The following is a 7,847-nucleotide window of genomic DNA, read 5'->3' on the forward strand; positions in this document are numbered from 1 at the left end:
ATTCTGGACTCACCGGGAGCCAACCAGTTGATCGGCCGCGGGGATATGTTGATTTCCAAGGATAGCGAGATGGTACGTGTACAATGTGCCTTCGTCGATACCCCGGAAGTAGATGCCATCACGAAATTCATCGCGGATCAACAGGGTTACCCGGAAGCCTACGCACTCCCCGAATATGTTTCCGACACGGAAAACGGGGTGAGTAGTGACATCGATCTCGGGGTAAAAGACCCATTATTCGAAGAGGCCGCCCGTTTGGTAGTGAACACCCAACAGGGTTCAACCTCCTCTATCCAGCGACGTTTCTCCATCGGCTACAACCGGGCAGGAAGAATCATCGACCAACTGGAAGCGGCAGGCATCGTGGGACCATTCGAGGGTAGTAAAGCCCGTCAAGTACTTATCCCCGACGAGTACAGCTTGGAACACATTCTTAAAACCGTGGAGTTTTAAAAATTTAAAATGAAAAATTTAAAATTTAGAATGGAAAAAACTACCCCCTTTGGCTCCCCCTTACACAGGGGGAGAAACGGACGCAAGAAAACGTTTCAATGTTATAATGTAGCGTGTCTTCCCCCTGTGTAAGGGGAAGTTAGAGGGGGTAGTTGGAAAGATTGAAGTTAAAAGATAAAAACTAAAAGATAAAAGTTGAATGTAGTAAATCTAGAAGGGTGATTTCGTGGGTGGAAATCTAAAATTTAAAATCTAAAATCTAAAATTAATAAGGTCATGTTTTTAGAAAAGTCATACAGAGGTAACAACAAATGGTATTTTTACATTCTCACGCTAATCATCGTGTTTGCCGCAGTACAAGTAGCGTCCGTCCCGTTAGCAATTTACAGTATCATCATGAATCCCGAAATTCTAAGCGGGGGAACGAATAACATTCTGGCTGTCACGAACACGAACCTGGGCTTGGCACTCATGTTATTCACGTTTGCCGGGGGTGTTATCGCACTTCTGTTATGCGTGAAATATTTCCATCACAAGAAACCGACGGATATACTCACGGGCCGAAATCGTTTTGACGTGAAACGGGTATTTTTCGGTGCCGCTATATGGGGCCTCTTGACAATCGTCCTATTGGGTGCGCAATACGGATTCGGAGACACGTCCAACCTCGTGTTCCAATTCGAACCGTTCAACTTTATCATGATGTGTATCGTCATCCTGATTTTCATTCCCTTCCAAGTAGCATTCGAGGAATTTATTTTCCGGGGATATCTGATGCAAGGCAGTATCCTACTTTTCAAATACAGATGGGTAGCCCTATTACTTACCGGTTTTGCCTTCGGATTACTCCACGGATCTAACCCAGAAGTGGATCGTTTCGGTTTCTGGGTAGCTATGCCGCAATACATTCTGATGGGATTACTCCTTGGACTGGTAGCCATCTGGGACGACGGGCTGGAATTGGCCCTGGGATTACACCTAGCCAACAACGTCATTTCCTCCCTCGTGGTGACACACGACGCCTCGGCCCTGCAAACACATGCCCTGTTCAAGGATATGGCGCCAACGGTCTCACACATGGATACCGTGGTCATGCTCGTGTGCGGGATCATTTTCCTTTGGGTTTGTAACCGGAAATATAAATTTTTCTCCAAAATCAACTTGTGGGGAAAAGTAGAACGGGAAGTCGTCGAGTAAAAGAAGTTCTTAAAATTTTCTTAATACTCGTGTCACTTTCATGACATTGCCAATAAAATAGTATCTTTGGCGGTAAACAAAAATACGATAGCAATTATATTAATCTATAAATCGAAGTTTCAAAAAAATGAGAAAAATTACATCTTTAATGTTCGCTCTCATCTTTGGGCTGTCTTTCTTAGCTAATGCTCAAGATGTTCAAAAGGACCAACCGAAAGGTTACCAATTTACTGATATTAAGAGATTACCGGCAACTTCTGTAAAGGATCAAGCTCGTGCAGGTACCTGCTGGTCATGGTCCGGAATCTCGTTCTTCGAATCAGAAATGATTCGTATGGGCAAAGAGCCTATTGATCTTTCAGCCATGTATATTGTAAGACACGCTTACAGCGACAAAGCAACCAAATTTGTTCGCCTGCATGGTAGCATGAACTTTGCTGTTGGTGGAGCTTTCTGTGACGTGATGCACGTGATCAAAAACTACGGTATCGTTCCGATGGACGTTTACATGGGATTGAACTACGGTGAACCAAACCACGCTTTCGGAGAAATCGACGACGTGTTGGCCGGTTATATCAATGCCGTTATCAAAAACTCAAACAAAAAATTAAGTACTGCTTGGAAAAAAGGCTTTGACGGTATTCTGGATGCTTATCTTGGAGAAGAACCCGAAAAATTCGAATACAAAGGTAAAGAATATACCCCGAGAACTTTCGCTGACGAAGTTGTTGGCTTGAACATGGATGATTACGTGAGCTTGACCTCATTTACTCACCACCCGTTCTATTCTCAATTTGCTATCGAAGTACCGGACAACTGGTTATGGGGAATGTCCTACAACTTACCGATAGATGAACTGGCACAAGTCATGAGCAACGCTATCGACAACGGTTACACCTTTGCTTGGGCTTCTGACGTGAGCGAAAGAGGTTTCCAAACCTCACAACCCGGAGTTGCCGTGGTTCCGACAACTGACACGAAAGAAATGAGCGGTGCCGAAATCGCTAAATGGGAAGCTATGCCTAAAGGAAACCAAACTCCGGATGCCTTCAGACAAGGTCCGGCTCCTGAAAAAGAGATTACGCAAGAAATGAGACAACAAGAGTTCGACAACTACTTGACCACCGATGACCACGGTATGCACGTGATCGGTAAGGCAAAAGACCAAAACGGTACGGTTTACTATATCGTGAAAAACTCTTGGAACAAGTATAACAAATTCGGTGGATACTTCTACGCATCCGAACCTTTCATGAAATACAAAACCATGAACATCATCGTTCACAAGAATGCCATCCCGAAGGATATCCGCAAAAAACTTGGAATCAAATAAATCCACTCTATAAGGAGTTCGAGAAAAACTATAAAAAAAGGCCGTTAATCCATCCGATTAACGGCCTTTTTTTCATAATTTCGCGAGAGCGAAAAAGAAATACATAAAATTATAATCAATATGAATCTAGCGAGAGAAATTAAGAAAGACATTTACTGGATTGGAGTCAATGACAGAAGAACGCATATCTTCGAAAATTACTGGCCTCTTCCCAAAGGTGTTGCTTATAATTCTTACATCATCGTGGACGAAAAAGTAGTAGTCATCGACACGATCGAAAGAAGCAAAATGGATGACTACGTGGAGAACATCGAACAGTTACTGAACGGGCGAAAAGTGGATTATCTAGTGATTAATCACATGGAACCCGATCACACCGGAGCCATCAAAGCTTTATTATGCCACTACCCGGACGTGAAAATCATCGGTAACGCCAAGACTTTCCCCATGCTGAAAAACTTCTACGGGGTTTGTGAAAACTTGATGGAAGTGAAAGAAGGCGATTCTCTCGACCTTGGAAAACATAAATTGAATTTCTACATGGCACCGATGCTGCACTGGCCGGAAACGATGGTTACTTTCGAATCAACCGAAGGTATCCTGTTCAGTGGTGACATCTTCGGAGCGTTCGGAACACTTGACGGTGGCATCTTTGATGACGAGGTTGACCTGGATTACTTGGAAGAGGAAATCAGTCGCTACTATTCCAATATTGTTGGAAAATACGGTCAACCAGCTCAAACTGCACTGAAAAAACTCGGAGGCCTTCCGATCAAAATGGTATGCGCTACCCACGGGCCGATCCGTCGTTCGCACATTGCCGACATCGTGGCTAAATATGACAAGTGGAGCAAGTACGACACGGACAAGGGTGTTGTGATCGTGTTCAGTTCCATGTACGGGAACACGGAAAAAATGGCGGATATTATCGCTCGTTTCTTGGCTGAAAAAGGAATCAAGAAAATCCGTATTCACGATGCATCCAAAACTCACCCGTCATACATCATCAACGACATTTTCCGTTATAAAGGAGTTATCCTCGGAAGTTGTGCTTACAACGGTAACGCCTTCCCGACCATGGAAACCCTATTGTTCGAATTGGAACACATGGGCGTGAAGAACCACGTGGTGGCCTTCTTTGGCGGAAAAGCATGGGCTGGCGGTGCAATGCCCCGTTTCAACCAATTCGCTGAAAAAATCAAATGGGAAGTGGTTGCTCCTTCTTGCGAGGCTTGCGGTTGCCCGAAAGATGAAGATTTCGAAACGTGCCGTAATATCGCCTACGCTATGGCAGATAAACTGGACGAAATCTGTTGATTTCAAACGACATGAAAAAGGAGAGCGGGTATTTCAAACATACTCGCTCTCTTTTTTTCTATACAAAAAAGAACGAAGGAGCCTACTTGCCTATGATTACCCAAGGGAAACCCATAGCGTAAAATTTCCCATTGGGTAAACATTTCTCTCCAAAAAATTACTTCCGCATCATACGGAAAGGACAATTCTCCATCACCGTGCGCATACGCAACGCTTGCTCGTAAGTAATAGTCGAACAGAAAGAATGTTCATCCATGATATTGAATGAATCAAAATAAATCTCATGTCCGTTTTTCATCTCCTTATTGGTGGCAGTAGCTTCGTAAGTCCATTTCTCGGGACGGGAATAAATCCTAAAATAAGTATAGGTATCCGAACAAAAATCATCCAACGCACCGTTATACTTATCCTTCCATGTAGGATAAAGCCCGTAAAACTTTCCGATAATGGTCTCAAAACGGTCACCGGAACCGCCTGCCGCATCCGGGCTACTGGCATTCGCCATCCGGTAGATATGCTTCTTGTTCAAGCTGATTCCCACATCCTTATAAGTCCAGTAGGAAATCTCAGACACATCCTTTACCTTTTGCAAATCCTGATACTGAGCCATCTGCACAAACGACCCATTATCCAGAATATAACGTGGTAATTGTACTCCAATAGTATACTCACTTGCCTCTCCTATCCAAACATTCAAATAGCACTCCGGATCCCACACCAAATTACTCTTAATATACGAATCTTTGTTCTCTCCGTCGTTCAACTTCACCCGGTTTACCCCCTTTTCTTTTAAGGTCTTTCCGTACTGGTCTATATCCGCCAACACAAACGTCACATTCAGATCCACGGAGGAGGGAGCGTTTATCAATTCGTTTTTCATCACCCGATTCAACCTGTCCAGAATGTCCTGTAACATATCTGTACCAATGTTTTCATATTGGTATTCCTCTTTCGTTGTGTAAACAACATGGAAGATAATCGGCACCGTGATAGGCTCGAAGTTCACTTGCGGCTTTTCGATAATTCGTACCTCGCGAACTTCCGACTCAACACCATAAACAGAAGCCTTGAACCGTAGCGTCTCCCCCGCATGCTCCGTCGTCGTGAACACCTCGCTGACTGGAGTGCCATCTTCTAAGTAGATTTTAATCTTATCCAGTGGGATGCGGTCTGCCGTGATTTCAATCGTATCTGTAAAGACGGAGTCTTTGAGCATCACCTCCTCGTTCTCATTTTTCACCTCAATGGTACGGGTGTCCTTCACCCCCATATAGGCCTTCACCTTGAAGGTCAATTCTGCCTTTCCGTCGGCTATTAACACCGGACTGTTGGGAGACAAACTGACCCTTGCCACCTGTGAAACATCAGGATACGTTCTGAAAGACTCATACTCTGCCTTTTCACAGGAAAATACCAGAACGCTTATCAATATCATCAGAAACAATACTTTCATAATTTTTCAGTTTTAATCCATTAAAAATCCCCAACCCGGGTTCTGCTCAATGTCATTGTACTGCAACTCCTCATTTAAAGGTATCGGCATACAGAAACGATAGTCTCCGTCCTCCAGCGTATAAATTGCCTCCTCCTCGTCACCGTACGAATTACGGGTCCATCCCTCCTGTGTACGAATCAGGTCACACCAGCGCATATCATACTCAAAACAGAATTCGCGTCTCCGCTCATTCAGGATTTCCTGCAAGACATCATTGCCCTTATAGCCATCATAATTGCGGATACGGCACCGTTGGAAATCCTCCAGCCATTTCTTCGCTTGTGCATCCCCTTTCCGGGCATAACTCTCGGCCACAATCAGGTGCATCTCTGCATAAGAGAAAAAGGTGTACACTGTGAATTGCAGATAACTGCCAACAGGATTTACATTCGCATACTTCAGTATATTACCGGATTCGTCGAAGAAATTTTCCTTCCGCACGTCTTTCTCATCATACATCTTCACCAGGCTCTCGGCCGCAGCCATCTTCACGTACGGCAACATACCGCAGATATTCTGCAAAACGCGGTCGCTCCGATTGTCATACAACAAACCTTGTGGATAATCCTTTTTCACGCCCTCTTTTTCTGGGAATACGGGAAAATGTACATACTCAGAAAGCGGTTGCAACTCCCGTCCTTCCATTGCCGCCTGTGCATGCCGAATGGCATGATCATAGTCCACGGCCTCTCCAGCACCGGAACCACCTTTGAACAGATAGATTTCTGCCAATAAAGCGTTTACTATCTTCTTATCATAAAACACATTATATGTTTCCCGCGGGCTCGTCTCACACTCCAACACCTCTGTCAGTTCGTCAATTAAAATACCGTAAACTTCCTTTTGGCTTCTGCGTCTTGCATCATAACTACCTACCAGCTGGGCATCCAAATTGACCGGAATCCCGAGTTTGTCCGAATGATAGGGAGAGAAATATTGCAAGATTTTGAACAAATGCCAAGCACGCAACACCATTGCCTCGCAGCGTACGATATCTGCCTGCTCGCGAGAAGCATCCACTCGTCCTAATTCATCCAATATGGTGTTGAAAAAACCGATGTTCAGATACAGCGTCTGCCAGATGATACCCGGTGTTTCCGAATTCTTCCAGTCCAACGTATTTACGAAAAGTGTCTTGTTATTATTCCCATAAGACGACTGTATGTATTTGTCCGTATCCACATCATCCGTCAGTAGATGCAAGAAAGTCCAAAAGTCATTTTCCTGGTAAGGAACTACCGTCCCCTGCAAAGTTGTGGAAGTCGGGTCGGCATACATCCTCAGATACCCACCTAATAAAGCTTTTACATCGTCGTAATTGGCAACCGCTAGCACATTGGACGGCTCCACCTTCAAATAATCGGTACAGGACCACAAGCCTGCCATTACAGCTATCAATACTATTATCTTTCTCATACATTCTCTCATTTAAAGGCTGAAATTCAAGGTTATCGTATATTTTCGGGAATTCGGATAGCCGAACTCACCCATCAGCAATGGATCGATTCCCCGGTAGGGCGTCAAGGTAAACAAGTCTTTTGCCGTAAAGCTCAAACGCGCCGTACTGAATCTGAGCTTTTTAAGGAAAGCGGGAGGAATATTATACCCTAAAGTCATATAACCACACTTCAAGTAATTTCCTTTCTCCAACCGATTGTCGAACATATAATAATTATACGTCTTTGTGGACTGTGACAAACGCGGTACATTTGTCACATCGCCTGCTTGGCGCCAGCGGTTGATATCATTCACGTGGCGATTCTGTCCGGTAAGCTCGCTAAAGGTCGTAAACGACATTATTTTATGCCCTGCCTTGAACTCGAAATTCGCACTGAAAACAAATTGTTTCACATTAATCGAAGTCGAAAAACCACCCACATAAGGAGGGAATTTCTGTCCAAGATACTTGACCATCGAATTGGGCACCTCAACATTCAGTCCCATATCCAACGTTGCGTCCCCATTGCCGGTGTACACCAGCACCATACCTGTCATCGGATTTACACCCGCCATACGGTAGCCGAACCAACTCCCCGCAGCATAACCCTCCAC

6 protein-coding genes and 1 pseudogene are annotated in these 7,847 nt (G+C 44.5%); 4 read left to right on the forward strand and 3 right to left on the reverse strand.

Annotated elements, in window-relative coordinates; all coding sequences use genetic code 11:
- The 4 genes from AB5542_RS20610 to AB5542_RS20625 form a co-directional block, all read left to right on the forward strand.
- Positions 1–453 (forward strand): DNA translocase FtsK (locus tag AB5542_RS20610; protein ID WP_368243416.1); only part of this gene is annotated, 453 nt, incomplete at its 5' end.
- 276 nt (positions 454–729) lie between these two features.
- Positions 730–1,650, forward strand: coding sequence for a CPBP family intramembrane glutamic endopeptidase (locus AB5542_RS20615; protein ID WP_279040262.1), 921 nt, complete (start codon positions 730–732; stop codon positions 1,648–1,650).
- A 127-nt stretch (positions 1,651–1,777) separates the two neighbouring features.
- Positions 1,778–2,983, forward strand: a complete 1,206-nt coding sequence (locus AB5542_RS20620) for an aminopeptidase C (RefSeq protein WP_087422318.1) — start codon at positions 1,778–1,780, stop codon at positions 2,981–2,983.
- A 120-nt stretch (positions 2,984–3,103) separates the two neighbouring features.
- Positions 3,104–4,300, forward strand: coding sequence for an FprA family A-type flavoprotein (locus AB5542_RS20625; RefSeq protein WP_027203024.1), 1,197 nt, complete (start codon positions 3,104–3,106; stop codon positions 4,298–4,300).
- Between the two features lie 157 nt (positions 4,301–4,457).
- On the opposite strand, the gene AB5542_RS20630 is transcribed toward AB5542_RS20625, so the two are convergent.
- The 3 genes and pseudogenes from AB5542_RS20630 to AB5542_RS20640 form a co-directional block, all read right to left on the reverse strand.
- The gene (locus tag AB5542_RS20630) at positions 4,458–5,753 is read right to left on the reverse strand and encodes a hypothetical protein (protein ID WP_279040263.1); all 1,296 of its coding nucleotides are present in this window, start codon (positions 5,751–5,753) and stop codon (positions 4,458–4,460) included.
- 12 nt (positions 5,754–5,765) lie between these two features.
- Positions 5,766–7,211 (reverse strand): RagB/SusD family nutrient uptake outer membrane protein, encoded by a 1,446-nt coding sequence (locus AB5542_RS20635; protein ID WP_279040265.1) that lies wholly within the window; start codon positions 7,209–7,211, stop codon positions 5,766–5,768.
- Positions 7,212–7,223: 12 nt separating this feature from the next.
- Positions 7,224–7,847, reverse strand: a pseudogene (locus AB5542_RS20640) (SusC/RagA family TonB-linked outer membrane protein); the annotation flags it as partial.

Source organism: Butyricimonas sp. RTP31003st1_G1_RTP31003_210430, from assembly GCF_040920905.1.
Lineage (GTDB): Bacteria > Bacteroidota > Bacteroidia > Bacteroidales > Marinifilaceae > Butyricimonas > Butyricimonas paravirosa.

What these genes read in the sequence shown, in the direction of transcription:
- AB5542_RS20615 (WP_279040262.1), top strand. Translation starts at nt 730, where the DNA reads ATGTTTTTAGAAAAGTCATACAGAGGTAACAACAAATGGTATTTTTAC.
- AB5542_RS20620 (WP_087422318.1), top strand. Translation starts at nt 1,778, where the DNA reads ATGAGAAAAATTACATCTTTAATGTTCGCTCTCATCTTTGGGCTGTCT.
- AB5542_RS20625 (WP_027203024.1), top strand. Translation starts at nt 3,104, where the DNA reads ATGAATCTAGCGAGAGAAATTAAGAAAGACATTTACTGGATTGGAGTC.
- AB5542_RS20630 (WP_279040263.1), bottom strand. Translation starts at nt 5,753, where the DNA reads ATGAAAGTATTGTTTCTGATGATATTGATAAGCGTTCTGGTATTTTCC.
- AB5542_RS20635 (WP_279040265.1), bottom strand. Translation starts at nt 7,211, where the DNA reads ATGAGAAAGATAATAGTATTGATAGCTGTAATGGCAGGCTTGTGGTCC.